The organism is Microbacterium sp. X-17 (assembly GCF_039615055.1).
This window is the reverse complement of record NZ_JBDHNI010000001.1, coordinates 460,359-484,392: the sequence shown is the minus strand read 5'-3', so window position 1 is coordinate 484,392 and position 24,034 is coordinate 460,359. Positions and strand designations below refer to the sequence as shown.

At 72.0% G+C, this 24,034-nt stretch carries 23 protein-coding genes; 14 read left to right on the top strand and 9 right to left on the bottom strand.

Features of this window, described 5'->3' with window-relative positions; genetic code table 11:
- Positions 1-29 precede the first annotated feature (29 nt).
- Both ABCS02_RS02270 and ABCS02_RS02265 read left to right on the top strand, forming a co-directional pair.
- Positions 30-530: a MarR family transcriptional regulator gene (locus ABCS02_RS02270; protein WP_345833992.1), complete on the top strand. Its 501-nt coding sequence runs from the start codon at positions 30-32 to the stop codon at positions 528-530.
- A gap of 130 nt (positions 531-660) precedes the next feature.
- Positions 661-2,427, top strand: a complete 1,767-nt coding sequence (locus ABCS02_RS02265; RefSeq protein ID WP_345833991.1) for an LCP family protein — start codon at positions 661-663, stop codon at positions 2,425-2,427.
- 80 nt (positions 2,428-2,507) lie between these two features.
- Here the strand turns inward: ABCS02_RS02265 and poxB are convergent, their stop codons facing one another.
- On the bottom strand, positions 2,508-4,241 hold the full coding sequence (gene poxB, locus ABCS02_RS02260; RefSeq protein WP_345833990.1) for a ubiquinone-dependent pyruvate dehydrogenase: 1,734 nt from the start codon (positions 4,239-4,241) through the stop codon (positions 2,508-2,510).
- 150 nt (positions 4,242-4,391) lie between these two features.
- Between poxB and ABCS02_RS02255 the strand changes: the two genes are divergently transcribed.
- Positions 4,392-5,027 carry a ScbR family autoregulator-binding transcription factor gene (locus tag ABCS02_RS02255; RefSeq protein WP_345833989.1) on the top strand — a complete coding sequence of 212 codons (636 nt, stop codon included), beginning with the start codon at positions 4,392-4,394 and terminating at the stop codon, positions 5,025-5,027.
- Positions 5,028-5,255: 228 nt separating this feature from the next.
- The gene (locus ABCS02_RS02250; protein WP_345833988.1) at positions 5,256-5,633 is read left to right on the top strand and encodes a DUF3566 domain-containing protein; all 378 of its coding nucleotides are present in this window, start codon (positions 5,256-5,258) and stop codon (positions 5,631-5,633) included.
- On the opposite strand, the gene ABCS02_RS02245 is transcribed toward ABCS02_RS02250, so the two are convergent.
- Positions 5,614-6,255 carry a TetR/AcrR family transcriptional regulator C-terminal domain-containing protein gene (locus tag ABCS02_RS02245; protein ID WP_345833987.1) on the bottom strand — a complete coding sequence of 214 codons (642 nt, stop codon included), beginning with the start codon at positions 6,253-6,255 and terminating at the stop codon, positions 5,614-5,616. The genes ABCS02_RS02250 and ABCS02_RS02245 overlap by 20 nt on opposite strands.
- A gap of 56 nt (positions 6,256-6,311) precedes the next feature.
- Between ABCS02_RS02245 and ABCS02_RS02240 the strand changes: the two genes are divergently transcribed.
- From ABCS02_RS02240 to ABCS02_RS02210, 7 genes are all read left to right on the top strand, one after another.
- Entirely contained in the window at positions 6,312-6,989 is a 678-nt protein-coding gene (locus tag ABCS02_RS02240; protein WP_345833986.1) for a biotin transporter BioY, read from the top strand.
- Positions 6,986-8,104 (top strand): AMP-binding protein, encoded by a 1,119-nt coding sequence (locus tag ABCS02_RS02235; protein WP_345833985.1) that lies wholly within the window; start codon positions 6,986-6,988, stop codon positions 8,102-8,104. The genes ABCS02_RS02240 and ABCS02_RS02235 overlap by 4 nt, the downstream gene beginning before the upstream one ends.
- Positions 8,094-9,215 carry a thiolase family protein gene (locus ABCS02_RS02230; protein WP_345833984.1) on the top strand — a complete coding sequence of 374 codons (1,122 nt, stop codon included), beginning with the start codon at positions 8,094-8,096 and terminating at the stop codon, positions 9,213-9,215. The genes ABCS02_RS02235 and ABCS02_RS02230 overlap by 11 nt, the downstream gene beginning before the upstream one ends.
- Positions 9,212-9,913 carry an ABC transporter ATP-binding protein gene (locus ABCS02_RS02225; protein WP_345833983.1) on the top strand — a complete coding sequence of 234 codons (702 nt, stop codon included), beginning with the start codon at positions 9,212-9,214 and terminating at the stop codon, positions 9,911-9,913. Before ABCS02_RS02230 ends, ABCS02_RS02225 begins: the two co-directional genes overlap by 4 nt.
- Positions 9,907-10,518, top strand: coding sequence for an energy-coupling factor transporter transmembrane protein EcfT (locus ABCS02_RS02220; RefSeq protein WP_345833982.1), 612 nt, complete (start codon positions 9,907-9,909; stop codon positions 10,516-10,518). Before ABCS02_RS02225 ends, ABCS02_RS02220 begins: the two co-directional genes overlap by 7 nt.
- A complete protein-coding gene (locus ABCS02_RS02215) occupies positions 10,515-10,838 on the top strand; it encodes a CHY zinc finger protein (protein WP_345833981.1) in 324 nt (107 codons plus the stop codon). The genes ABCS02_RS02220 and ABCS02_RS02215 overlap by 4 nt, the downstream gene beginning before the upstream one ends.
- Before the next feature lie 143 nt (positions 10,839-10,981).
- The gene (locus ABCS02_RS02210; protein WP_345833980.1) at positions 10,982-11,656 is read left to right on the top strand and encodes a hypothetical protein; all 675 of its coding nucleotides are present in this window, start codon (positions 10,982-10,984) and stop codon (positions 11,654-11,656) included.
- Position 11,657: 1 nt separating this feature from the next.
- Here the strand turns inward: ABCS02_RS02210 and ABCS02_RS02205 are convergent, their stop codons facing one another.
- The 4 genes from ABCS02_RS02205 to ABCS02_RS02190 all read right to left on the bottom strand — a co-directional run bounded on the left by ABCS02_RS02205 (position 11,658) and on the right by ABCS02_RS02190 (position 18,150).
- Complete coding sequence (locus tag ABCS02_RS02205; protein WP_345833979.1) at positions 11,658-12,638, bottom strand: NAD(P)-dependent alcohol dehydrogenase; 981 nt, start codon at positions 12,636-12,638, stop codon at positions 11,658-11,660.
- A 7-nt stretch (positions 12,639-12,645) separates the two neighbouring features.
- Positions 12,646-12,864: a helix-turn-helix transcriptional regulator gene (locus ABCS02_RS02200; protein WP_345833978.1), complete on the bottom strand. Its 219-nt coding sequence runs from the start codon at positions 12,862-12,864 to the stop codon at positions 12,646-12,648.
- Positions 12,858-13,268, bottom strand: a complete 411-nt coding sequence (locus ABCS02_RS02195; protein WP_345833977.1) for a hypothetical protein — start codon at positions 13,266-13,268, stop codon at positions 12,858-12,860. Before ABCS02_RS02195 ends, ABCS02_RS02200 begins: the two co-directional genes overlap by 7 nt.
- 148 nt (positions 13,269-13,416) lie before the next feature.
- A complete protein-coding gene (locus ABCS02_RS02190; RefSeq protein WP_345833976.1) occupies positions 13,417-18,150 on the bottom strand; it encodes an ExeM/NucH family extracellular endonuclease in 4,734 nt (1,577 codons plus the stop codon).
- 195 nt (positions 18,151-18,345) lie between these two features.
- Between ABCS02_RS02190 and ABCS02_RS02185 the strand changes: the two genes are divergently transcribed.
- Complete coding sequence (locus ABCS02_RS02185; RefSeq protein ID WP_345833975.1) at positions 18,346-19,218, top strand: LysR substrate-binding domain-containing protein; 873 nt, start codon at positions 18,346-18,348, stop codon at positions 19,216-19,218.
- Positions 19,219-19,312: 94 nt separating this feature from the next.
- Here ABCS02_RS02185 and ABCS02_RS02180 read toward each other — a convergent pair whose 3' ends face one another.
- Positions 19,313-19,885: a helix-turn-helix domain-containing protein gene (locus ABCS02_RS02180; RefSeq protein ID WP_345833974.1), complete on the bottom strand. Its 573-nt coding sequence runs from the start codon at positions 19,883-19,885 to the stop codon at positions 19,313-19,315.
- Between the two features lie 193 nt (positions 19,886-20,078).
- Here ABCS02_RS02180 and ABCS02_RS02175 point away from each other — a divergent pair, with 193 nt between their 5' ends.
- Positions 20,079-20,528 (top strand): DUF805 domain-containing protein, encoded by a 450-nt coding sequence (locus ABCS02_RS02175; protein WP_345833973.1) that lies wholly within the window; start codon positions 20,079-20,081, stop codon positions 20,526-20,528.
- Between the two features lie 21 nt (positions 20,529-20,549).
- On the opposite strand, the gene ABCS02_RS02170 is transcribed toward ABCS02_RS02175, so the two are convergent.
- A complete protein-coding gene (locus ABCS02_RS02170; RefSeq protein WP_345833972.1) occupies positions 20,550-21,029 on the bottom strand; it encodes a hypothetical protein in 480 nt (159 codons plus the stop codon).
- Between the two features lie 120 nt (positions 21,030-21,149).
- Here ABCS02_RS02170 and ABCS02_RS02165 point away from each other — a divergent pair, with 120 nt between their 5' ends.
- Positions 21,150-22,334, top strand: coding sequence for a toxic anion resistance protein (locus tag ABCS02_RS02165; protein WP_345833971.1), 1,185 nt, complete (start codon positions 21,150-21,152; stop codon positions 22,332-22,334).
- On the opposite strand, the gene ABCS02_RS02160 is transcribed toward ABCS02_RS02165, so the two are convergent.
- Entirely contained in the window at positions 22,310-23,899 is a 1,590-nt protein-coding gene (locus ABCS02_RS02160; protein ID WP_345833970.1) for an alpha-amylase family glycosyl hydrolase, read from the bottom strand. The two genes, ABCS02_RS02165 and ABCS02_RS02160, sit on opposite strands and share 25 nt — an antisense overlap.
- Positions 23,900-24,034 lie beyond the last annotated feature (135 nt).

Genomic DNA, 24,034 nt, shown 5'->3' with positions numbered 1-24,034 from the left:
TCTGTCGTGGGCGCGTGCAAGGATGACGTATGCCGATCGCGCGCACCCGACCCGATCCGCGCAAGCTGAGCGTTGCCGAAGCGGAGCTCTTCCACGCGTTCTACTTGATGCGGCGCGGTTTCGACCGCACCCTGGACGCCCAGCTCCAGCGGGACGACGGCATCTCCATCTCCGAGCTGGAGGTGCTCATGGCGCTGGTGCGGTCGCCCGGGCGCCGGCTGCGCGTGCGCGACCTGGTGGAGCTGACCGGCTGGGAGAAGAGCCGCGTCTCCCACCAGGTCACCCGCATGGAGGGCCGCGGCCTGGTGGAGCGCGAGGATTGCGCGGAGGACCGGCGCGCCAGCTGGATCCGGCTCAGCGGCGACGGGCGCCGCGTCGTCGTGCGGGCGCTGCCGAAGCACACCGCGACGATCCGCCGCATCCTCTTCGACGCGCTCACGCCGGAGCAGCAGGACGAGCTGCTCGGGATCTCCACCCGGATGACCGACGCCATGGCAGCAGGAGACGCACCCTCCGAACCGGATGCATGAGGGTTCTCGCAGCGCCGATCGCCCGTTTGCCGTGAGCATGCTGAGAACTCCTCGCTGATGTGCTGGTCATTCCGCCGGAACACCGCGGGAAACCAGGCTGTTCTAAGCACGGACCCCCTAGCGTCATGATGTGCGACGCCCGAACTATCCCTCAGGTGACTCCGGCGCCGGCCGGGACGACCGTCCCGAGCCGCCGACCGAGGTCTTCGGACGCGTGCCCGCAGCCGACCCGCGCCGGCCGGTGCGGGCGACGCGGCCGGCGTCCGGCGTGCCCTCGGGGCGCAACGGCGGGCGGGCTGCCGGCGCTGCGGGAGCGGGCGCCGCGGCGGGTGCCGGTTCGGGTGCCGCCGGTGCGGGAGCCGCCGGCGCCGGGAGCGCAGGCGCGCCCTTCGACCTGTTCGGACTCTCCGGCTCGCCGGACCCGCGCCGGGCGGACGGCGGCTTCGGCGACAGCGGCTTCGGCGATGGCGGCGATGGCTCCGGCGGCGGCGCGGGCGGGGGCAAGCCCCCGAAGAAGCACCGCCGCGCCAAGCGCATCATCGCCTGGACCGCGGCGGGACTGGCCGTGCTCCTCGTGGTGGTCGGCGGTTACGCCGCCTACAGCTACTTCCGCTTCGTCGGCGGCGTGAACCACGTCAACGTCATCAGCAAGACCGGCAACGACGTGGACGGCGCCGACCAGAACATCCTGCTCGTCGGCGACGACCACCGTCCGGACAACGCGACGCAGGCGGAGCTGAACCAGCTCAGCACCACCGCGGACGGCGGCGGCACCAACACGGACACGATGATGATCCTGCACATCCCGGCCAACGGGAAGTCGGCGACCCTCGTCTCCCTCCCCCGCGACTCCTGGGTGAACGTGCCCGGCCACGGGATGAACAAGCTCAACTCGGCGTTCTCGCTCGGCAACGGCGGCAGCGACCCGACCAGCGGCGCCAAGCTGCTCATCCAGACGGTGGAGAACCTCACCGGGCTGTCGATCGACCACTACGTGCGCGTCTCCCTGCTCGGCTTCTACACGATCGCGAAGGCCCTCGGGCCGGTGCAGGTGTGCCTCAACAACGCGGTGAACGACCCGTACTCCGGCGCGAACTTCCCGGCGGGCGTCTCGACACTGGACGCGCAGCAGGCGCTGTCGTTCGTGCGGCAGCGGCACGGCCTCCCGCGCGGCGACCTCGACCGCGTCGTGCGGCAGCAGTACTTCCTGTCGGTGGAGGCGCACAAGTTCCTGTCCGCGGGGACCCTGCTGAACCCGGGGAAGCTCACGAGCGCCCTCGACGCGATCAGCGGCTCGCTGGAGACGGACCCCGGGCTCAACTTCCTCCAGCTCGCGGCGCAGATGCAGGGTCTCACCGGCGGCAAGATCCAGTCGGCGACCATCCCGATCTCCGGCACGCCGACCATCACGGTCGACGGCTCCGACCTGTCGATCGTGCAGGTGGACACCGCCGCGATGCCGGCGTTCGTCAAGAGCCTGACGGGCACGCCGTCCGCCTACGACAGCGCGACGGCGGCCAAGCCGGCCGACACGAAGGTGACCGTGCTCAACGGCGGCAGCATGAACGGCGCGGCGGGCACGGCGACGCAGACCTTCAAGGCGGCGGGCTTCACGACCGGCACGGCCGGCGACGCGAGCTCGCAGCAGACGACGACCATCCAGTACCCGTCCGGTCAGGAGTCGCAGGCCAAGGCCGTGGCGGCGCTGCTCCCGGGCGCCGCGGTGCAGGAGACCGGCAGCGTCAAGAGCGTCACCGTCGTCCTCGGCGAGGACGGCCTGATGCCGACCGCTCCCGGCGCCGCGTCCACGGGCGGCAGCGCTCCCGCCGCTCCTGCCCCCGCGCCGACCCACTCCGGCCCCACCACCAACTACTCCAGCACCGTCTGCATCAACTGACCCCGAAGCCATCAGTTCCGGACTTGTGTACGGCCGAGCACGGCGTGTCGCGTACACAACTCCGGGACTGATGCAGGCGGCTAGTCGAAGAGGCGGCGGAAGACGTTGGTGTCGGCGAGGTCGATGAGCTCGTCGCCGCGGCCGGACATTATCGTGCGGAGGGCGTAGAGGGTGAAGCCCTTGACCTGCTCCGCGGTGATGGCGGGCGGGATGCTGAGCTCCTGGCGGGCGGTCACGACGTCCACCAGGGCGGGGCCGTCGTGCGCGAACGCGGTGCGGAGGGCGCTCTCCAATTCGTCCGGCTTCTCGACGCGCTGGCCGTGGATGCCGATCGCCTGCGCGACGCGGGAGAAGTCCGGGTTCTCCAGGCCCGTGCCGAAGTTGACGAACCCCGCGGCCTTCATCTCGACCTCCACGAAGTTGAGCGAGGAGTTGTTGAACACGACGATCTTGACCGGCAGCTTCCGCTGCACCAGCGTCAGCAGCTCGCCCATCAGCATCGCGAGGCCGCCGTCGCCCGCCAGCGCGACCACCTGCCGCCCCGGGAACGCCGCCTGCGCGCCGATCGACTGCGACAGGGCGTTGGCCATGCTGCCGTGGTTGAACGAGCCGATCAGCCGGCGGGAACCGTTCATCCGCAGGTAGCGGGCCGCCCAGACCACGGGCGAGCCGACGTCGGGGATGAAGACCGCGTCCTCGCTGGAGAGCTCGCTGATCAGCCGCGCGACGTACTGCGGGTGGATGGGCGTGCGGTTGCGGTCGTTGACGGCCAGCTCGTCCAGGCTCTTGCGCGCCTTCAGGTAGTGCTGGCGGGACGCGTCGAGGTGCTTGGTGTCCTTCCGGTCCGCGAGGAGCGGGAGGAGCGCCTCCACCGTGTCCTTCACGCTGCCGACGAGGCCGAGGTCGATCGGCGTGCGCCGGCCGAGGTTCTCGCCGCGGATGTCCACCTGGATGATCTTCGCCTTGGACGGGTAGAACTGCTGGTACGGGAAGTCGGTGCCGAGCATGAGCAGGGCGTCGCACGACTCCATCGCCCGGTAGCCGGAGGAGAACCCGAGCAGGCCGGTCATGCCCACGTCGTAGGGGTTGTCGTACTCCACGAACTCCTTGCCGCGCATCGCGTGCACGACGGGCGCCCGGAGCGCCCCGGCGATGTCGATGAGCTGCGGGTGGGCGCCCTCGACGCCGGCGCCCGCCAGGATCGTGACTTTCTTCGCGGCGTTCAGGATGCCGGCGGCGGCCTTCAGCTCACCGTCGGTGGGCCGGGTCACGCGCGGCGAGTACAGGATCGGCGCGGACGGCTTGCGGCCGACGCTGTCCGCGAGGAAGATCTCGCCCGGGATGACGACCACCGCGACCCCGCGACGCTCGATGGCCGTGCGCATCGCGATCTCCAGCACGCGGGGCAGCTGCTCCGGAAGACTCACGAGCTCGGTGTAGACCGAGGCCTCCCGGAACAGCCCCTGCGGGTGGGTCTCCTGGAAGTAGGTGCTGCCGATCTCGGGCCCGGGGATCTGGGCGGCGATCGCGAGCACGGGCACCCGGCTGCGGTTCGCGTCGAAGAGGCCGTTGATCAGGTGCAGGTTGCCGGGGCCGCAGCTCCCGGCGCAGACGGCGAGTTCGCCGGTGAGCGCGGCCTCCGCCGCCGCCGCGAAGGCCGCGGCCTCCTCGTGCCGCACGTGCTCCCAGGTGATGTCTCCCGCGCGGCGCAGCGCGTCGGTGAAGCCGTTGAGCGAGTCGCCGGGGATACCGTAGACGCGCTTCACTCCCGCGTCCCGGATGATCTCGACGATGGTGTCGGCGACGGTGGTCATGCGGCGTCCTCCTCGGTCGGCGTGGCTGCGACGGGTGATCCGGCTGCGGATAGCGCTCACGCTACTCCGCGGGCGCGCGTCGCGTCTGGTCCTGTCCGGCCGGATTCATGCATCCACCACGTAGGTCCGCAGCACTACTGTGTTCAGGTCATGGTCACGCAGTCTCGCGCCCTCGCCACCCGCGACGCCATCCTCCGGGGTGCGGCCGAGGTTTTCGGCGCGCGCGGCTACGGACTGGCCTCCATCTCCGACATCGCGAAGGCTGCCGGGCTCACGAAGGGCGCGCTGTACTTCCACTTCGCGTCCAAGGACGAGCTGGCGCTCGCGGTGATCGGCGAGCAGCACCGGCGCACGATTGAGGCCTCGGCCGCGATCCTGGCGGAGGGCCGGCCCGCCCTGGAGTCGCTCGTGCTGCTCAGCAGGAGCCTCGGCCGTCAGCTCCTGGAGGACCCGGTGGTGCAGGCCGGCATCCGGCTGACCACCGACGTCGGGACGGCCGAGCAGGCGATCGTCGAGCCGTACGAGGACTGGTTCCGCTCGATCGAGGAGCTGATCAGGAAGGCGATCGACGAGGGCGACGTCTCCGAGCGCGTGGACCCCGCGATGTTCGCGCACCTGCTGTCGCCCGCGTTCACCGGGGTGCAGCTCGTGTCCGCGACGCTGACCGGGCGCGCGGACCTGCTGCAGCGCATCCGGGAACTGTGGATCCTGCTGCTGCCGGGGATCGTGGCCGACGGGCGGCTGGACGCGCTGCGGGCGCTGCCCGACCTCGTCGTGGAGGGGTGAGCCCCCTCCGGGACCCGCCCGACCGACATCCCCCCAGTGGTCGCCGTTGCGACGTGTACGTCGGTCGGGCGTTCGCCCCCGCACGAGCCATATTACATGCATAACCGGTCGATCGGTTTGTTTCGACGCCCCATCGCTGGCGGGGTTCCCTCGGGCGTGTCGGTTAGACTCACCCGATGGGGGATCCGCGCGAGCGGGTCGAGAGCAGCACCACCGGGGAGGTCGCCGATGTCGGCACGGACGAAGCAGAAGAAGCGCGCGACGATGCGCCTCGTCTACATCGACTTCTGGTCCGCGCTGAAGATGTCGTTCCTGATCAGCATCGTGCTGGCGGCCGTGACCGTCGTGCTCACCCTGCTCGGCTGGTCGGTGCTCGACAAGGTCGGGGCGGTCGGCTCGATGACGACGTTCCTGGAGAGCATCGCGGGCGCGCAGGGCGCCGCCCTCGTCGCCGGGCTGACCTTCGGCAACGTGATGATGTTCACGCTCGTGGTGTCGCTGCTGGAGGTCATCGTCGTGTCCTCGCTCGGCGCGATCTTCGCGGCGCTGTTCAACCTGGCGACCAACGTGGTCGGCGGGTGGAAGGTCACGTTCGGGAGCGACTAACCCCCGCGCTCTCCGGGGCGTCCCCGTCGGGTGCGAGGCGCTGGAGGCCGCCCACGAGGAGCCCCACCCCGAACGCGAAGGCGGCGGCGGAGTCGCCCTCGTCGAGCGGGTCGGCGGCCTCCCCCGTCGCGAGCACGCCGATGCTGTCGAACTGCATCCGCTGCTGCTCGTGGGAGACGTGACCGAGCACGAAGTGCAGGAGCGCGGTGGCGGCGCGGGCGGCGGTCTCAGCGTCGAAGCCTCCCGAGCGGACGGCGGCCTCCAGGCGTTGCTGGGCCGGGGCGGCGCCCAGTCCGAGCGCGGCGGTGCTGGCGACCACCTCCGCGCCGTCGCGGTAGGCGAGCAGCGCGTCGCGGAGGGCGGCGGCCTCGGCGCGCACCCGGTCGGGCCAGGAGGCGTCGGCAGGGGTGACGGCGGCGCGCCCGACGATACGGTCGGCGAGCTCGGCCAGGAGGGTCTGCTTGTTCGGGAAGTGCCAGTAGAGCGCGCTGGGCTGCACGTCGAGCGCGGCGGCGAGGCGGCGCATGGTGAGGTCGGGGAGGCCGTAGTCGTCGAGGATGCGCAGGGCCGTCTCGGCCACGTCGTCGCGGCTGTGTCTGCGTGCGCTTTCGTTTCCGGTCACGGTTTCACTATAGTGAACGCTGTTCAGGTGAACAGTGTTCAGGTGAAGGAAACCCGATGACCGACTCCCCCCGCACCACCCCCGCCACTCCCGCGACGGCCGAGAGCGCGGCCTCCCGGCCCGCTGCTGTCCGCCCCACCCGCCGCGGTCTCGACGCGACCGACATCGCGCGCGTCGCCGTCGTCGCCGCGATCGTCGCCGTGCTCGGCCTCCCCGGCGGCTTCACGGTGTTCGGCGCTGTGCCGATCACGGCGCAGACGCTCGGCGTCATGCTGGCCGGCGCGCTGCTCGGGCCGTGGCTCGGCGCACTCTCGATGGCCGTGCTGCTCGCCCTCGTCGCCGCCGGGCTCCCTCTCCTGGCCGGCGGACGCGGCGGTCTCGGCGTGTTCGTCGGAGCCTCGGCCGGCTACCTGGTGGGCTGGATCGTCGGCGCCGCCGTCATCGGCCTCATCGTCCACGCGGGCAACCGCAAGCCCGTCGTCTGGCGCACGTTCGTCGGTGTCGTGGTGGGCGGCATCGGCGTCGTGTACGCGTTCGGCATCCCCGTGCAGAGCTTCGTCATGCGGCTGCCGCTCGGCCAGACCGCGTTCCTCAGCCTCGGCTTCCTGCCGGGCGACCTCATCAAGGCGGTGCTCGCGACCGCGATCGTGGCGACGCTGGTCCGCGCGTACCCGCGGGCCTTCCGGCGCACCTGGGCTCCCGCTCGCCGTCGGGACGACGTTTCCGCCGCATGAGTCCGATCGTCCCGCTGCGCGACGACGACCCCGCCCTCCTGGAGCTGCTCCGGGAGGCACGGTCGGCCGGCGACGTCCCGCTCGTGATCGACGGCCGGAGTCCGGCTTCGCACCGGGCCGCGGCCGTGGACGCGGCGTCGCGCGCCGACCTGGAGGGCGCGGGCGGGTCCGACCGGATCGGCTGGGCGACGCTGACCTCCGGCAGCAGCGGGACGCCGCGGATCGTCCTGCGCAGCCACGTATCGTGGGCGTCGTCGTTCGCCGCGGTGGCGGAGTTGCTGGGCGGCGGCCGGGCGGTCGCCCTCCCGGCGCCCGCATCGTCGTCGCTGACGCTGTTCTCGCTCGCGCACGCGCTCGACGGCGGCCCGCGGGCGGTGCTCGACGGCGGCGCGGCCGACTGCTTCCACGGCACCCCGGAGTCGCTGCGCCGGCTGCTGGAGTCGGGCGTTGCGTCCGGCATCCGGGCCGCGCTGGTCGGCGGCTCGCACCTCGACCCCGCACTCCGGGCGAGGGCCGAGGCGGAGGGGATGCGCGTGACCGCCTACTACGGAGCGGCGGAGTTGTCCTTCGTGGCCCTCGACCACGGCGACGGGCTGGTGCCGTTCCCGGGCGTCGAGGTGCGCGTGCGCGACGGCGAGCTGTGGGTGCGCTCGGCGTACGTGGCCCGCGGCTACGCCGGCGCGCCCGGCCCGCTGCGTCGTGACGGGGCCTGGGCGACGGTCGGCGACCGCGCAGAGCTCGTGCGCGCGGCGGACGGCGGCGAGCGCATCCGCCTTCTGGGCCGCGCGGACGACGCGATCCTCAGCGCGTCCGCCACGATCGTGCCGGACGAGGTGGAGGCAGCGCTGCGCTCGGTGCCCGGCGTGCGGGACGCGGTGGTGTTCGGCCTCCCGACCGGCCGTGTCGGCGCGCTCGTCGCCGCGCTCGTGGAGCCCGACGGGAGTCTCCCACCGCTGGCCGAGCTGCGGGCGGCTGCCGCCGAACGCCTCGCGCCTGCCCACCGTCCGCGTCGCTGGTACGCTGCTGAGCTGCCGCGGACCGCGACCGGGAAGCCGGCGCGTGCGGAGGCCGTGCGGCGGGTGCTGGAGGGAGAGGTGCGGGCGATTGAACGCTGAGCCCCCCGTCATCGTCGCGGCACGCCGCACCCCCATCGGCACCCGCGGGCGTGCCCTCGCGCGCCTGCGCGTTGAGGAGCTGGCCGCCCCGGTGCTCCGCGCGGCCCTGGCTGACGCGGCGACCGCGACGGGCGCGCCGATCGACGTCGCGGACGTCCTGCTCGGCAACTGCATGGGCCCCGGCGGCAATCCGGCCCGCGTCGCGGCCCTCGCCGCGGGGCTGGACCCCGCGATCCCCGGCGGCACCGTCGACCGGCAGTGCGGCAGCGGGCTGGCCGCGATCCTCGACGCCGCCAGCGCGATCCGGGCGGGCGACCGGAGGCCGCGGCTCGCGGGCGGTGTGGAGAGCGCCTCCACCGCGCCCGTCCGCTCGGTCGACGGGGTCGCCTACGAGCGGGCGCCGTTCGCGCCGGAGGGCTTCCCCGACCCCGATATGGTCCAGGCTGCGGAGGATCTGGCCGCCCGCGACGGCATCCCGCGGTCGCGGCTCGACGCGCACGCCGCGCGCAGCCACGAGCGGGCGCGCGCCGCGCTGGCGGGCGGGCGGTTCGCGGACGAGCTGGTGCCCCTGGCCGGGCTCGACCGGGACGACGCGATCGGCGGGGCAGAGCGGCTGCTCCCCCGGCTGCCCGCGCTGTTCCCCGGCGGCGCGCTCACGGCCGGGACCTCCACCCGGATCGGCGACGGCGCTGCCGCGGTCGTCGTGGCCCCGGCGGGTGCTGCGCCCGGGCTCGCCGTGCGGGCGGGCGCGGTCGTGGGGTGCGACCCTGCACTGCCCGGGATCGGCGCGGCGCCGGCGATCCTCGCCGCGCTCGCGCAGTCGGGCGTCACCGCGCAGGAGGTCGCCGCGTTCGAGCTGGTGGAGGCGTTCGCGTCGCAGAGCATCGCGGTGCTGGAGCGCATCGGTGTCGCGGAGGACGACCCGCGCGTCTGCGCCGACGGCGGCGCGCTGGCGCTCGGCCACCCGTGGGGTGCGAGCGGGGCGGTGGCCGTGGTGCGGCTGTTCAGCCGGCTCGTGCGCGGCGGGGCGCCGGCGGGGACGCTCGGGGTCGCCGCGGCGTCGGTCGGCGGCGGGCTGGGCGTGGCCGCGGTGTTCGAGGTGGTGCGATGAGCGCCCTCCGTCTCGACGGCGTCGGGGTCCGCCTCGGCGACGTCGACGTCCTCCACGACGTCACCCTCGACCTCGACGCCCGCACCATCGCCGTGATCGGCGAGAACGGGTCGGGGAAGTCGACCTTCGCGCGCCTCCTCGGCGGACTGGTCGCGGCCTCCGCCGGCGAGCTGCGCGTCCTCGGGCTCGACCCCGCCCGCCAGGCCGCCGAGCTGCGGCGACGGATCGCGGTCGTCTTCAGCAACCCGGACGCGCAGATCATCATGCCGACCGTCGCGGAGGACGTCGCCTTCTCGCTCCGTGCCGACCGGATCGGGCGGGAGGAAACGGCGGCGCGCGTCGCCGACGCCCTCGACCGCTTCGGGCTGACCGAGCTGGCGGACCGGCCCTCCCACGACCTGTCCGGTGGCCAGAAGCAGCTCCTCGCGCTGTGCGGCGCGTTCGTGCGGCGGCCGGAGCTGGTGATCGCGGACGAGCCGACCGCCTACCTGGACGCCCGCAACGCCCGCCGCGTCTCCGACCACCTGCTGGAGGACGCCGACCACCGGCTCGTCCTGGTCACGCACGACCTGGCGCTGGCCGCCCGCTGCGACACCGCCGTGCTCTTCGCCGGCGGCACGGTGGCCACGATCGGCTCGCCGGGGGACGTGGTGGCGGCGTACGAGCGTCTGCTCGCCGAGGGGAGCCTCCCGTGCTGACCCTCTACCGCCCGGGGACGGGACCGCTGCACCGGATGCCGGCCGGCCCCAAGCTGCTGCTGGTTCTCGCGGCGGTGCTCGCGGTGTCGCTGCTGCCCTCCACCTGGGTCGCGGCCGCCGTCGCCGCGGGGCTGCCGGTGGTCGCGTACGCGCTCGCGGGCCTCGGCGACGGGGCGCTCGGGATGCGCGAGCTCGCCCGTCAGGTGCTCGCCGTACGCTGGGTGATCGTGATCACCCTCGGCGGCCAGCTCCTCTTCCTCGGCCCGGAGCCCGCGGTCGCGAACACCGCGCGCGTGACGTCCGCGGTCGTGCTCGCCGCGTTGCTGGTCCTCACCACGCGGGTCGCCGACCTCCTGGACGCCGTCGAGCGCGGCCTCCGACCCCTCGCGGCCCTGCGGGTCGACCCGGCGCGGACGGCGCTGCTGCTGACGGTGACGCTCAGCACGGTGCCGGTGCTCGCGGGGCTGGCGCGCGACGTCAGGGACGCTCAGCGCGCACGGGGCGCCAGGGCCGGACTGCGGGCGTTCGCGGTGCCGTTCCTGGTGATGGCGTTCAAGCACGCGGACGAGCTGGGCGACGCGTTGACGGCACGAGGCGTGCGATGAGCGGCGGCCCGCGCGTGCTCGGCCCCACGGTGGACGACCAGACGCGCTGCATCCACTACCGGACACCGCTCGACGTGATCGCGATCCGGTTCGCGTGCTGCGGCGAGTTCTACCCGTGCCATGCGTGCCATGCGGAGACCGCCGGGCATCCGGCGCGGCAGTGGCCGGTCGCGGAGCGCGGCGAGCGGGCGGTGCTGTGCGGGGTGTGCAAGGCGACGCTGACCATCGCGGATTACCTGGAGGCCGACTCGTGCCCGGAGTGCGGGGCGGGGTTCAATCCGGGGTGCAAGCTGCATACGGAGTTGTACTTCGAGGTGTGAGGAGTCGCGAGTTATCCACAACTTCGCGTCTGGCCCTGCGAAGGCGCTCGATCGCCGCCCAGAATGATAAATGCCCCGGCGCGGCGACACTTTCGTGTCTCGTCCGGGGCTTACGTAGAAAAGCTTACCGGAAAGCTCCACTGATGTCACAACCTCACGAGTCGATCTGGCGCGGTGGCGTTGCGTCATTGATCGGCGGTCCGCGATTCCAGACCTATCTGTCGGCCACGACCACGCCTGCCGAAGCCATCCGGCTCTACTCGTGGAACATCGAAGTCTCGGCGAGCCTCTGGGGCGGCTTCCACCTCGCAGAGGTCTGCCTGAGGAATGCCCTGAACGACCGATTGGTCGAGCACTTCGGCACACGGGCCTGGTGGGATTCCGCGCAGCTTCACGAATCCGACCTCGCCGTCGTCCGATCAGCCCATCGGCACCTCTTCCGGTCGAGGCCGGGCGAGTTCACCCCGGGTCATGTCGTGGCCGAACTCGGATTCGGCTTCTGGATCGGACTCCTCGGAAATCGCTATCACGCTCGGCTCTGGGAGGCGGCGAAGCTCGACAGCGCCTTCCCGCATTACGCCGGCCGTCGGCGCGACCTGCACACCGCGCTGGAGCGTCTACGCAAATTGCGTAATCGCGTGGCCCACCATGAGCCGATCTTCAACCGAGACCTCGCCTACGATCACGAATTGCTGCTGTCGATCCTGGGCTACCTGAGTTCGGACGTCGCGCGCTGGTGCCGGACGCATTCACGGTTCGGCAGCATCATCCTGCGGAGAGACGCGGTCGTCTCAGGGCTGCACATCCCCGCGTTCTGACCTACAGCACCACCACGACCTTCCCACGCGCTCGCCCCGCACCGACGTGGTCGATCGCCTCGCCCGTCCGCTCCAGCGGATACGTGGTGTCGATGACCGGACGGAAGGCGCCCTCACCGTAGAGGCGGGCGAGTTCGATCAGGTCCTCCTGGTGTTCGCGCGCCATCAGGCCGACCAGGCGCTGGCGGGAGGTCGTGTTCCTCAGGCCGGCCGCCGCGATGCGTTCGGTGCCGCCGAGGATGCTGCCGCCGGCCTCCCCGCCGACCAGGACGAGCGCGCCCTCCGGGGCGAGGCTCGCCCGCAGTGCGCGCAGCGGGCGGTTGCCCGCGGTGTCGATGATCGCGTCCCAGACCCGGCCGAGGCCGAGCGGGTCGGTGGTCGTGTAGTCGATCGCGTCCGCGGCGCCCAGCTCGCGGACGAGCGCGGTCTTCGGGCCGCTGCACACCCCCGTCACCTCGGCGCCGCGGGCGGCGGCGAGCTGCACGGCGAAGTGGCCGACGCCGCCGGCCGCGCCCAGCACCAGCACGCGGTCGCCCTCCCCCACGTCCGCCGCGGCCAGCGCCTGGAGCGCCGTCACCGCTGAGATCGGTATGGCTGCGGCCTCCGCGAAGCCGAGGCCGGCAGGGATCGGGACCACCGCGGCACGCGGGGCGCACACCCGCTCGGCGAGGGCGCCGGCGGCCGAGCCGAACACCGCGTCGCCGGCCCGGAGGTCGTCGACGTCGGCTCCGACGGCCTCCACAACCCCCGCGAAGGCGGCGCCGCGCACGCGCGACGACGGGCGGCGCATCCCGAAGCCCATCAGGCGCATCAGGTACGGGCGGCCGGTGGTGAGGTGCCAGGTGCCCGCGTCGATCCCGGCCGCCTCGACGCGCACGAGCACGTCGGCCGGGCCGATCGACGGGACGGGGACGTCCTCCACGCGCAGCGCAGCGGTGGTGCCGTAGGCGTCCTGGACGACGGCGCGCATCGTGGTGGCCATGATTCCCTCACTCCTCGGGGTACTGGAAGACGTCGTCGAGCGGGACCCCGAACACCCGCGCGAGCTGGAAGGCCGTCTCCAGGGACGGCGAGTACCGGCCCTGCTCGATGGCGATGATCGTCTGGCGGGTGACGCCGACGCGGTCCGCGAGCTCGGCCTGGGTCATCTCCCCCGCGCCGAAGCGGAGGGCACGGATGCTGTTGGTCACGCGGGTGGGCTTCACCATGCCGGCAGCCCCCTGCGGTAGGCGACCAGCGACGCGATCGAGCCGACGACCGCGGACAGCACGAAGGCCGCGTAGACCGCGTTGGCGATCCAGAACCACGGGCCCTGGAACAGCGCCAGCACGAGCGCCGCCAGGGCGCCGGCGATGACGAACGCCTTGCCGACCCGCTCACCGAAGACCTTGATCTCGCGGTCGCGCTGGTCGCGCTTGTCGGCCTCCCGCGGGTTCGCGGTGGAGATGGCGATCCGCGCGACGATATTGGCCACGATCGAGCCGACGACCGTCCAGATCAGCAGCGGCACGTAGTCGCCGGGGCCGTTGACCGCGAGCAGGATCAGATAGGTCGCATAGCCGAGGACGGCGACGACCAGGTAGGCCCACGCGTTCTTCTCGTCGAAGGACACCTCGCACCTCCATGTCAAAGATTGTGTACATGGCGAGTGTAAAGCGAGCGCGACACCGTGTCAATGATTTTTTACACGCTGAGAGTCCCGGAGACAAGCGACCGCCGGGCGCAGCGTGCGCGCCCGGCGGTCGTCGTGTGTCAGGACCTTATTGCTGGTGCCCCACGGCCTTGCCGTTGGACATCTTCAGGTCGTTCCAGCCGATCACCGCGCCGGCGCTGTCCTGCGCCGACAGGGTGTAGTCGCCCTTGGCGAGCGGGTTCGGCACCGTCAGGTGCAGGACGCCGTCCGCCGGGACCTGGATCCAGCCGTCCCCGACAGGCTTGCCGGAGATCCAGACCGAGACCCACTGACCGGCGTACTTCGTGCCGAGGGTGAGGTCGATCGGGTCGCCCGCGTGGTAGGCCTTGTCCTTGAAGCCGACCTTGCCCTGGAGGGCCTTGGTCAACGCGGACGCCGGAGCGGCCTTGGGATCGGTCGTGGGCTTGCCGTCGGTCGGGGCGGCCTCCACCGTGAGCGGGATGCGCACGGTCGTGCCGGACTCCTTCGCGGTGAGCACCAGGGTGCTCGCGCCGGCGGCCGAGGCCGGGACCGTGAAGGTCACGGTCGCGTTGCCCGCGGCGTCCACCGGCACGCTACCGATGACCGCCGAGCCGCCCCAGCTCAGCTCCAGCGAGGTGTTCGCCGGGCTGCCGAGGCTGGTCAGGTTCAGCTTCTGCACTCCGAAGCTCACCTGCTGGCCGCGCGTCAGCGTCGTCGTCGGCACGTCCGTGACGGACACGCCGCGGCGGGCGAAGCTCGGCGACAGCGGGCTGTGCGCGGAGATGTAGCCGATCCAGGCGTCCCGGTCGATGAGACCCGAGTCGCGCGTGTCGGTTCCGGCCGCGAACGCCCGGAAGTTGTCGCCGCCCTGCGCGAGGAACGAGAACGTGCCGATCCGGTACGACTTCGCGGGGTCGATGGGCGCGCCGTTCACGAGGATGCTCGTGATGCGGTCGCCCTCCGGCCGGGTGGCGTCGTACGCGTAGCTGACGTTCTTCGACAGGCCCAGGTTGAGGAACGGCCGGCTCGGCACGGTGCCGTCGGCGTTCCGCTGCCACTGCTGTTCGAGCGCCTGCTTGAACTGCGCTCCGGTGAGGGAGGTCGTCCACAGGTTGTTCACGAACGGCAGCACGGCGTTCGCCTGCGCGTAGGTGACCGATCCGTCCGTGCCGTACAGCAGCTCGGCGCGGAGGCCGCCCGGGTTCACCACGCCGATCTCGGCGCCGCCGAGTTGGGCGGGCGACAGGGTCGACAGCAGCGAGTCGGCGACGAGGTTGCCCAGGGTGGACTCGCTCATCCGGTCGTCGCGGGCGCCGTTGATGTACGCCGTGGTGATGTCGGAGGTGACCGAGCCGACCTTTTGGTTGCCGATGACCGCCGCGTCGGCGAGCGCCTTGTCGACGATCGTCTTCACGGTGGCGACCCGCGGGTAGGCGGCGACGAGGCTCGCGTCGCTGTCCGTGGTGCGCGCCACGTTGCGGTCGGTGTGGCCGGTGACCTGCTTGGTGTCGCCGTCCACGGTCAGCGTGATCTGGCCGATGTTCTCGCCGTAGCTGCCGGTCTGGACGATCGGACGGGTCGCGCCCGCGACACCCGGGACCGGGCCCTCCCACGCGTACTGCTTGTGGGTGTGGCCGGTGAAGATCGCGGAGACCTTCGCGCTGGTCTTGGTCACGATGTCGGCGAAGGCTCCGCCGGCCGCGACCTCCTGGTCGAGCGTCGCACCGTCCGGCGTGCCGAAGCCCGCGCCCTCGTGGTACTCGGCCACGATGACGTCGGCCTCGCCGTTGGCGGGGTCGCCGTCGGTGAGCTGGCCCGCCACGCGGTTCACGGCCTCCACCGGGTCGCCGAAGTCGAGCGTCGAGACGCCGCCGGGCGAGACCAGGGTCGGGGTCTCCTGCGTGACGGCGCCGATGACGCCGACCTTCAGGCCGTCGACGGTGAACACCTGGTACTCCGGCAGCGCCGGGGCCTTCGTGCCCTTCTGGTAGACGTTCGCGCCCAGGTAGCCGAACGTCGCGGCGTCCTTCACCCGGCCGGTGAGGTCGGCGAAGCCCTTGTCGAACTCGTGGTTGCCCACGGCGCTCGTCTTCAGGTCGAGCGCGTTCAGCACGTCGATGGTCGGGACGTCGCCGGCCGAGGCCGAGGCGAACAGGGAGGCGCCGATGTTGTCGCCCGCGGAGAGGAAGAGGGTGTTGCCCTCGCCGCCCTCGGCGCGCAGCTTCTCGACGGTGCCGGCGAACTTCACCGTGTTGCTGTCGATCCGACCGTGGAAGTCGTTGATGTTCAGCAGGCTGAGCGTCACCGGGGCGGCCTTCAGGCCCAGGCCGATCACGACCGGGTCGTGGTCGCTGGAGCGGTACGGGCCCGCCTCATAGAAGTTGGTGACGTTGTAGTTGTAGCGGCTGTACTCCAGGGCCACCGACTCGACGGAGTTGATGTTCCAGACGTCCGCGCCGGTGATCGCCGCGTTGGCCGCGGGCGAGGCGAGGACATGGTCGAGCGAGCCGACCGTCCCGCCGAAGGAGTAGGTCGCCTTCGTGGTGCGGGTGCTGACCTGGTCGATGTAGCCGGCGTCGGTCAGGACCTTGATCGGGTCCTCGTTGAGGTAGGCGTTGAAGTCGCCGATCAGGAGCACCTTGTCGGAGCCGAGCGTGGCCTTGCGCTCGTTCGCGAACGCGACGAGGGCGGTGGCCTGCTTGACGCGGGAGGCGTTGGACGCGCCCTGCCCGTCGCCCTGGTCGGCGTCGGCGCCGGTTCCGGAGCCCTTCGACTTGAAGTGGTTGACGATCGCGATGAACGCCGACGAGTCCTGCGCGCCGACCTTCTTGAAGGCCTGGGCGAGCGGCTGACGGGCGTTCGAGAACGCCGCGTCGTCGAGGATCTTCGATTCGCCGACCGGAGCGGCGACGGCCTTCTTGTAGATGAAGGCCGTGCGGATGACGTCCTCCGAGGCCGGGAGCTTCGACGGGGAGGGCACGAACGCCCAGACGTCGCTGCCGGCCGCGGCGTTGAGCGCGGAGACCAGGGTCTTCAGCGCGTCGTCACGGTTCAGGCCGAAGCGCGCCGAGTTCTCGATCTCCTCCAGCGAGACCACGTCGGCGGTGAGGGCGTTGATCGCGGCGACGATCTTGTCCTGCTGGCGCTTCAGGCTGGTCGCGTCGGCGGCGCCGCGGGCGTCGCAGCCGGAGTTGACGGTGATCTTGTTGCCGTCGCGGTCGGTGTAGAACGTGCAGCCGGTGAGCTGGTCGCCGGTGGTCGGGAAGTAGTTCAGCACGTTGAACGTCGCGAGGCGGAGGTCGCCTCCCACGTTGGCCGGGGCCGCAGTGCGGGTGTTCCCGAAGGTGACGGGCTGGACGGTGGCCGCGTTCGCCGGCGTGAGCTCGGTGGTCGGCTGGAACTTCCAGGCGTCGTTGCGGTAGTCGAGGATGACCGGCGTGGTGAACGTGACCGGCGCGCCGACGCGGACCGGGCTGGTCAGCGACAGGTACGGCAGCGGCTTGGACTTGTTCGCCGAGCTGAGGAAGTTGGTCGAGGCTCCGTCGTCGAGGGTGACCGAGCGGGCCTTGTTGTCGGCGAGGGCCGCGGTGTACGCCGCGCTGCCGGGACGGGCGGTCTCGGTCGCCTGGACCAGCGGCTTGTCGCCGGCCGCGAGGCCGATCTCGCCGTACTGGTTGGCCGAGTAGACGTCGGTGACGGTGAAGGCGCCCTGCGGTGCGATCAGCATCCCCTCCAGGCTCTCGCGCTGCGCGTCGGTGGTCGGGAGGCCGACGGTCGCGGGGGTGGGTGCGGTGGCGGTGCTCTTGTCGAGCTTGTCGACCTTCGTCGCGGTGAGCTCGGTGAGGCCGTTGTACTCGCTGACGGCGCCCGTCACCTGCACGTAGTCGCCCACGGCGACGCCGGAGGCGGCGGAGGAGCCGAAGACGAAGAGGGCGTCGGACGCGGTGTGGGTCGCGAGGTCGATCGCGCCGCCCGTGCCCGGGGTCTGCAGGTAGAAGCCGTTGAAGCCTCCGGTCGGGTAGGCCGCGGTGACGACGCCGACGGTGCTGACCGTCTGGCCGGCCTTCGGGCTGGTGTCACCGGTGCCCTGGATGTCGGAGATGGCGATCGTCCCGGGCGGACCGGGGTCGGTCCCGGTGCCGGGGTCGGTGCCTCCGCCGTCGCCCGGGTTCCCCGGATCGGTGGCCGACGCGGTGTTCTGCGGGGTGATCGTCGCGCTCAACGAGAGGTCCGCGGCGTTGTCGTCGGTGTCCGTGAAGGCCGTCCGGTTGAGAGACTTCACATCCGTGTTGCCACTCGGGGCCGTCGCTGTCTTCGAGCCTTCGAAGGTGTTCGAGGTGCCGTAGCCGATCAGGTCGGCGACGGTCGCGTTGCCGGTGACGGAGCCGGTCGGGAGGGTCACCGCAGTGGCCGACTTCGCCAGGATGAGGGTGCCGGAGGCGCCGGATGGGTTGAGCCCGTTGCTCGCGGCGTCGGGCGTCGGGAGCGCGGCGCCGGCCGTGCCGTTGGAGGACCCGGCGACGAGGTAGTAGCCCTTCGCGGCGATGGTGCCGCTCAGCGGGACGACGCCGTTCGCCGCGCCCGTCCCGGTCGCGGAGCGGTACTGCACGCTCCACCCGGTCAGCGCGACGGGCTGGGTGCCCGGGTTGTAGAGCTCGACGAACTTGTTGGCGTAGGCGGCTCCGGCGCTGCCGCCGGACAGGTACGCCTCGTTGATGACGACACCGGTGCCGTCTGTGCTGGCGAAGGCCGGCGTCGCGGCGAGGGAGCCGGCGGCGAGGCCTGCTCCGACCGCCACGGCGGTGGCAGCGCGCCACAAAGTGCGCAGTCTGGTTGACATTTCTCTCCTCGATCGGAAGGGGGGAACTCGTTCGAGCCCGCGGTCACCTTAGGGATGGCGGAGAACCGCGCACTGTCTTGTGAGTGAACGTACAGAAAACTCGAACAGGGGTAGACCGCTCATTTGAGCACTCGTCCGGGGGACGGCCCGCGCCTCCCGCGGCGGGGCCGGCCCGGGTGGGCCATGATGGTGTGCATGCGGATCGACGAGATCGCCCACTTCCGGGCGCTGGCGACGGAGGGCCATCTGGCGCTGGCCGCCGAGACGCTCGGGGTCTCGCAGTCGACCCTCTCGCGCTCCCTCGCCCGGCTGGAGGCCGAGGCCGGCGTCGAACTGTTCGACCGGCGCCGCGGGCACCTGGAGCTCAACCAGTACGGCGAGATCCTGCTGGCCCACGCATCCCGGGCCGAGGCGGAGCTGGAGACCGCACGCGCCCGCATCGACGCCCTGCGTGACCCGGCCGCCGGGATCGTCTCCCTGGCCTACGTCTCGTCGTTCGGGAGCTGGCTGCTGCCGCGCGTGGTCAGCGAGTACCGCAGCCTGTTCCCGGACATCCGCTTCGCCCTGCGCGGCGGGACCGCGGACACCGTGCTCGACGCGCTGCGCGAGGGCTCGGCCGACCTGGCCTTCCTCAGCCCCGACCCGCGCGACGCCGAAATCGAGTGGGTGCCGCTGACCGCGGAGCGGCTGGTGCTCGGCGTGCCGGAGGGGCATCCCCTCGCCGCGCGCACAGAGGCCTCCTTCGCGGACCTGTCGGCGGCCGAGCTCGTGGCGCTGCGTCCCGGCTCTGGACTGCGGACGATCGCAGACGCCTACTTCGCCGCGCACGGCGAGGTGCTGGCGCCGGTGATCGAAGTCACCGAGCTGTCGACATTGCGGGCGCTGGTGCGCGACGGCGTGGGCGTCGCGCTCATCCCGGATACGCCCGTGGAGCCGGGGATCGTGGCGGTCCCGCTCGCCGACGAGGCGGAGCGGGTGATCGGGATCGCCCGCAACCGCACCCGGTCGCAGCCGGCGGCGGCGGAGCAGTTCGCGCGCTTCGTGCGCGAGGAGCTCACGGCGCTTTGAGGCGGCGCCCTCCATCGAAGGGCACGTTGGTGTCGTTTTCGACGCCCGGAAGCGACAACGACGTGCCCCTCGGCGGGTGGGGGCGTGGGGGTGGTTACGCGGCGGCGAGGAAGCCCAGCACGCTCCAGAGGCGGTCGATGTCGGCGGGGAGCTCGTCGAGGCGGCCGCGTTCGGCCGCGATCATGTAGGCGCCGAAGAAGCCTTGAACCGCCACCACCGCGACCTCGCGGGGCGTGAGTCCCTGGGGCAGCGACGGCTCCTGTTCGAGGTAGCCGGCGACGACGCCCACCCAGTGGTCGTAGGGGTCGGCGTCCGGACCGGGCGGGAGGATGGTCTGCGAGAGCGCCATCGCCGCGCGCACCCGCACGTCCGACGCGAACACGGCGCCGACCCTCCTGGTCAGCTCGGCGGCAGCCGCCACGCCGCGCAGGCCGCTCGCGTCGACCTCGGAGACGATCGCCGGCCAGTTGCCGTACTTCTCCACGACCAGGGCCTTCGCCAGGTCGAGCTTCGACCGGAAGTGGAAGTACACCGCGCCCTTGGTGAGCCCGGTGCGCTCGACGATCCGCTCCAGCCGGGCTCCGGCGTAGCCGTGCTGGTCGAACTCGTCCGCGGCAGCCTCGAGGATGCTGGCGCGGCTGCGCTCGGCGCGCTCCTGACGTGGCATGCGGGGGTCTCGATCCGTTCGATGCGGCGGTCCCCCCAGCGGCCAACTCTAACCCGGGACGGCCCCCGGACTGGGCACGGCGCTCGATTGAGCGGCGAGTCGTGTCGCTGTCGTCCCTCAGCGCGAAGGACGCTGGTGCGCCGGACGGCGCGCCGTCGCATCCTGTACTCGTACCCCACGGGAGGAGGACCCGATGTCGACGCCACCAGCCGCCCCGCTCTGGGCGCCGCTCTACAGCGCGAACATGGGGGACGCGATCCGCCGGTTCTTCACCAAGTACGCCGACTTCACCGGCCGGGCGAGCCGCAGCGAGTACTGGTGGTTCTTCCTGTTCGACGTGCTCCTGGCGATCGTCTACTGGACGTTCGTCGTCGTGATCGGCCGGCTCAGCGGGAGCCTCGGGATGACCGGCTCCACGCGCGCCGTCGGCCCGCTCTTCTGGGTGCTGCTGGCCGTGTGGATCGTGTGGGTGTTCGCGACCCTGGTGCCGCACCTGGCCCTGGTCTGGCGCCGCCTGCACGACGCGAACCTGGCCGGGCCGCTGTACTTCATCTCGTTCGCGCCGTTCGGCTGGGTGGTGCTGCTCGTGCTCACCGCGCTGCCGCCGAACCCGGTGGGGGCGCGCTTCGACCGGCCGCGCTAGGAGGTCAGCCGGTCGCGGAGGTCAGCAGGAGTCCGCGAACAGCCGCCGCGGCCGCTCCGGGTCGGCGTCGTCGAACAGCACGGAGGCGACCTCGCGCGGTGCGCCCAGCGGGTCCTTGCGTCCCGTGGCGACGAACGACCAGTCTGCGTCGCGCTCCGGGTCGTGCTCGATCCAGACCGAGAAGTTCCAGAACCCGCGCAGAGTCTCGCCGAGCAGGCCGGGGCCGTCGACGACGAGGACGCCCTCCGGCGACGCGGTGCGGAACGGTGTCACGACCTCGCTGCGGAGGCTGTCGGGGGTGATGTGCGCCGTCGCGTGGGTGCGCTCGGCCTCCTGTCCCGACGCGCGCAGGGCCTCAGCGAGCGCGTCCGCCGCCGCGGGGAGGTCGGCGCCGGCCACACCCGTGACCGCGATGAAGCGCGGCCCGCGCGTGTAATGCTGGAGGAACTCGGCGGCGAGCCCGTCGAAGAAGGACGCGCGGTCGGTGGTGGTGCTGCCCATGCGGCGAGTATCCCACCGGGACGGGGAGGCTGCCAGCGGGCTCATCCGGCAGACCTTACCGTTCACGCAGGTGCGCGGCCTACCCTGGAGGGGTTGCGGTCCTGGTGGGAGGAGAACGACATGGATGCGGGTCAGGGAGACGAGCTGCAGCCGCCCGAGGCGGTGCCGGAGCTTCCCGACGAGCGCGCGATGGGCATGATGAGCGTCTCGCCGCAGCGGGAGGCCGAGTTGGAGTCCCGGGCGCGCGAGTGGATCCGCGACCTGGCTGCCGCCGACCCGGGCAGCGAGGCGTTCCGCCGCAAGATCACCGGCTTCTCCCGCCTCGGCGACGCGGAGATGCGGGAGTCGAGCGACGCCTCCCGGCAGCTGCTGAGCCGCCCGGCCACAGCGCTGGCGGCGGCGCGCGGCAAGGCGGTCCGGACCGACCCGCAGTACGGCGTCCTGCGCACCCTCCAGGCGCTCCGGGCGACGGTGAGCGACTTCGATCCGCAGCACACCAGCAAGAGCTACCGGATGCTGGCGCGGATGCCCGGCGGCCGCCGCCTCCGCAAGTACGTCGAGCGGTTCGAGTCGGCGCAGAAGCAGCTCGACCAGATCGTGGTCTCCCTCGACCACGGCGAGGAGTGGCTGCGCCGCGACAACGAGGAGATCGAGAACGAGCGCACGGCGCTCTGGAAGACGACCGAGCGGCTGAACGAGTACGTCACGCTGGCCGCCGCGCTCGACCGTGCGACCGTGGAGCGCGCCGACGACCTCCGCCTCACCGACCCGGTGCGGGCGGCGACGCTGGAGAAGGAGGCGCTCTTCCCGATCCGCCAGCGCCGCCAGGACCTGACCACCCAGATCGCGGTGTCCGTGCAGGCGTACCTGGCCCTCGACGTCATCAAGAAGAACAACGTCGAGCTGATCAAGGGCGTCGAACGGGCCAAGACCACCACGGTCTCCGCGCTGCGCACCGCCGTCGTCGTGGCGCAGGCCCTGGAGAACCAGCGCCTCGTCATCGACCAGCTCGGCGCGCTCCACCAGAGCACGAACGCCCTGATCGGCCGCACCGGCGAGGTGCTGCGCGACCAGACCGAGCAGATCCAGAAGGAGCAGACCACCTCCGCCGTCGACGCGCAGGTGCTGCAGCGCGCCTTCGACGACGTGTTCGCGACGATGGACGGCATCGACGTGTACCGCGGGCAGGCCATCACGAGCATGTCCCAGACGGTGGACGCGCTGGAGCACCAGGTGGCGCGGTCGCGGAGCTACCTGAAGCGGGCGCGACCGGAGCGGGGTCAGTCGAGCCAGGCGAACCCGTAGGGGGCGAGCGTCCGGCCGTCCCAGCCGTCCGCCAGCGCCGCGTGGTGCCCGTCACCGATCGCCACCGTCGCCTCCCGGCCGGAGAGGTTGTGCAGGGTGAGGAGGCCGTCGCGCCGCAGGGCGAGGACGGCGGGGTCGCCCGCGTCCACCGTCGTCCAGCCGGCGGCGCCGGCGTGGGCCTCGCGGCGCACCCGGGCCAACTCGCGGGCGAGCGTCAGCAGCGAACCGTCGTCGTCCTCCTGCGCCCGCGCGTTGACCGTGCGGAAGCCGAACGGGCCGTCCACCTGCGCGCCGAGTGTCAACGGCGACACGGAGGCCGCCGTGAAGCCGCCCCACGCGGAGTCGTCCCACTGCATGGTCGTGCGGGCGGCGCCGCGACCCCTGACCCTCAGATCGTCGCCCTGGCCGAGCTCCTGCCCGGCCTGCAACAGTGGGACGCCGGGGAGCGCGTGCAGGAGGCTCAGCGTCATCCGCACGCGGGCGGCGGGCTGGAGCATCGGCGCCCAGCCGCTGCGGATGCCGCGGCCGTAGATCAGGGCGTCCTCGTCCGGGGCGAAGCGCGCGAACACCTCCTGGCGTTCGTCGTCGCTGAGCAGCGACAGGTCGGCCTCGTCGGCGTTTCGGATGAAGTTGAGCCGGGAGTCCGCCGGGATGCTGTGGTCGAGGCGGCTCAGCGCGTCGACGATCGGCTGCGCCCGCTCGCGCGCCAGGCCGAGGAAGGTGGCGTTGTTGAGGCTGAAGTCGATGACCGCGTCGAACCGGTCGTTCTCGATGAGCGACGCCATGGCCTCCGGGGGCTCGGATGCCTCGGCGATCAGCGCGACGTCCGGGCGGATCTCCCGCAGCCGCGCCCGCAGCCGGTCGAAGAACACGGCGTCGTCCACATCCGTGTCCGGCCTCCCCTTTCCCTGCACGAGCAGCAGCGCGGCGTCGATCCGGAAGCCGTCCACGCCGACGCCGAGCCAGAAGGTCAGGAGCTGGACGATCTCCTCGAAGACGTCCGGGTCGGTGGCGTTGATGTCGGGCTGGAAAGAATAGAACTGGTGGTGGTAGTAGCGTCCGGCCTGCTCGTCGAAGGTCCAGACGGTCTCCTCCTCGCCGGGGAACATCGGATGGTCGCCCGGCTCGGTCGAGTCGTCGTCGCTCCAGACGAAGAACTTCCCTGCGCGGCCGTCGGTGTCCTCCCGCGCCGCGAGGAACCACGGGTGGCGGTCGGAGGTGTGGTGCGGCACGGCGTCGATCAGCACGCGGATGCCGTGATCGTGGGCATGGGCGAGGAACGCGCGGAGGTCGTCCAGGTCGCCGAAGCGCGGGTCGACGGCCAGGTGGTCGTCCACGTCGTAGCCGTTGTCCCTCCGCTCGCTCGGGTAGAACGGCAGCAGCCAGATCCAGGTGACGCCGAGGGAGGCCACATGGTCGAGATGGTCCATGGCGCCGGCAAGGTCGCCGAACCCGTCGCCGTCGCTGTCCGCGAACCGTGAGAGGTCGAGGCCGTAGACGAGCGCGCCGGGATCCGTGGCCCAGCCCGCCGGGTTGTCCGGCAGGCGTTCGTGAGTGCTTGGCATGACCCACACATACCCCCGTTCGCTGTCGAAGGGCACGTAAGTGCCCCTAAAACGGCGTTTTAGGGGCGTTTACGTGCCCTTCGGCGTCAGCTGAAGATGGCCCACCCGGTGCGGTCGAGTTGCGTGTCACGCGGT